Source organism: Cellulomonas sp. IC4_254 (assembly GCF_011603975.1).
Lineage (GTDB): Bacteria > Actinomycetota > Actinomycetes > Actinomycetales > Cellulomonadaceae > Cellulomonas.
Genome location: NZ_JAANNB010000372.1, coordinates 1 through 1,323 on the forward strand (window position 1 = coordinate 1; position 1,323 = coordinate 1,323).

Annotated in this window: 1 pseudogene; it reads left to right on the plus strand. The window is 82.1% G+C overall.

Going from position 1 to position 1,323, the window contains the following annotated elements:
• Positions 1–1,323, plus strand: a pseudogene (locus tag G6556_RS18860) (hypothetical protein); the annotation flags it as partial.

Below are 1,323 nucleotides of genomic sequence, written 5' to 3' on the forward strand. Positions count from 1 at the left end.
GAGCGCTGGACCGCGACCGACCAGATCCTGGCCCGGCCGGTGACCGTGACCCTCGTGGCCGGCCCCCGCACCGCGGCGGTGCTCGACGCCGCCCGGCGCGCCGCCCTCGTCGTCGAGCCCCGGCTCGCGCGCATCCTCGACGTCGGCCAGGCCGACGGCACCGGCTACGTCGTCACGGCCGCCGTGGAGGGCCGCAGCCTCGCCGCCCTCGCCGGACGCGCCCCGCTGCCCGCCGACCAGGCGCGCGCCGTCGTCGGCGAGGTCGCCGCCGCCCTGGAGGCCGCGCGCCGCCGCGGCGTGCACCACCTCGCGCTCCGCCCCGACGCCGTCGTCCTCACCGGCGCCGGGCGCGTCGTGCTGGAGGGGCTGGCCGTCGACGGCGAGCTGGTCGGCGCCGCCGGCGGCACCGCGCACGCCATGAGCCGTGCGGACGCGGTCGGCCTCGTCCGCGTGCTGTACGCCGCCCTGACCGGGCGGTGGCCCTCCGCGGCCGCCTCCGGCGCGGCGCTGCCCAGCTTCGCCGAGTGGTCCGCCGGCGGCACCGCCCGGGAGTCCGTGGAGCTCGACGGCGGCCTGCCGCTCGCACCCGAGCACGACGGCACGCCGCTCCCGCCCGCCGACCTCGTGCCGAGCGTCCCCGCCGACCTCGACACCCTCTGCGCGGTCACCCTCGGCCCGCACGACGACGGGCCGCACAGCCCCGGCGAGCTCGTCCGCGAGCTCGAGCCCTGGCGCGCCGTCCGCGCCGACGAGATCTTCCGTGCCGCCGACGCCGGGCGCTGGCCGGCCCTGCCGGGGCAGACCCCCGCGGGTCCCGGCACGACCGGTCCCGGCACGACCACCGCACCTCCGACGGGAAGCAGCCCGATGACCGACGACCAGAAGCGCGCAGCCGACGACACGACGACCCCGGCGCAGGGCGGGCCGCGGGGCGGGTCGGCCGGCGCGGGCGCGGGTGCTGCTGCGGGAGCTGCCGGTGCGGCCGGTGCGGCCGGTGCCACGGGGGCTGCCGCCGGGACCGGCGCGGCCGGAGCCGCGGGTCAGGCGGGAGGCGCTGCCGGCGCGGGCGGTGCTGCCGCCGGTGCTGCCGGTGCTGCCGCTGCCGGTGGGGTCGCGCGGCAGTCCGTGCGGTCCGCCTTCGGCGCGCCGAGCGCCGGTGCCCGTCGACCCGGCACGCCGCCGCCGGCGATCCCGCCGGCCGGTCAGCCGGCGTCCATCCCGCCGGCGAGCCGCGGCCCCGTCCGCACCTCGACCCGGGGCACCGCCGCCGTGCCGCCCGCTCGGCCCGCCGAGTCCGCTCCGGCCGCGGCCGCATCCGGCGCG